General features: G+C 78.0%; 1 protein-coding gene. It reads right to left on the bottom strand.

Features of this window, described 5'->3' with window-relative positions; translation table 11 throughout:
* The coding region (locus L2I40_RS24080; RefSeq protein ID WP_272911019.1) for a 3-deoxy-D-manno-octulosonic acid transferase at positions 1–598 on the bottom strand (598 nt) is incomplete at its 3' end.
* Positions 599–687: the final 89 nt, after the last annotated feature.

The following is a 687-nucleotide window of genomic DNA, read 5'->3' as shown; positions in this document are numbered from 1 at the left end:
GCTCCGCGAGCCGCGCCGCATCCCCCTCCGACCGCGCCAGCACCAGGCGGAAGCCGCCCAGCGCCACCCGCGCCAGGCCCGGCATGCGGCGCCAACGCGCGAAGCTGCGCGGGCTCATCCGCGCGTTGACCAGCGCCATCGGCACGCCGCGCGCCGCCGCGGCGGCCAGCAGGTTGGGCCACAGCTCGCTCTCGACGAAGGCGCCGGCATCCGGCCGCCAACCGTCGAGGAACCGCGCCGTCCAGGCCGGCACGTCGAGCGGCGCGAAGCGATGCGCAACCCGCGGCGCAAGCTCGCCCGGCAGCCGCCGCGCCAGCAGCTCCGCCGAGGTCACGGTCCCGGTCGTGACAAGGAAGGACAGCGCGGGGTCGCGCGCCGCCATCGCCTCGATCACCGGCAGGACCGACAGCGTCTCGCCCACGCTCGCCGCATGCAGCCAGAACAGGCGGCCCGGCGGGCGTTCCGCGCCTTCGCCGCGGCGCTCGTGCAGCCGCGCGGCGATCTCCTTGCCCTTGCGCGCGCGCCGCGCCAGGTGGAACGGCAGCAGCGGCGCGAGCAGCGTCGCACCGGCGCGCCAGGCGAGCGGCGCGACGCTCATGCCGGCCGTTCCACTTCGGCGTCCGCCGCCGCGCAGGCCGCATCGAGCGCCGTGGCGATCACCGGCAGCGCCGCCTCGGCCCCGTCGCG

The organism is Falsiroseomonas oryziterrae (assembly GCF_021864505.1).
GTDB classification, from domain to species: Bacteria; Pseudomonadota; Alphaproteobacteria; order Acetobacterales; family Acetobacteraceae; genus Falsiroseomonas; species Falsiroseomonas oryziterrae.
The sequence above is the reverse complement of the archived record's forward strand: the minus strand, read 5'-3'. Positions and strand labels throughout refer to the sequence as shown.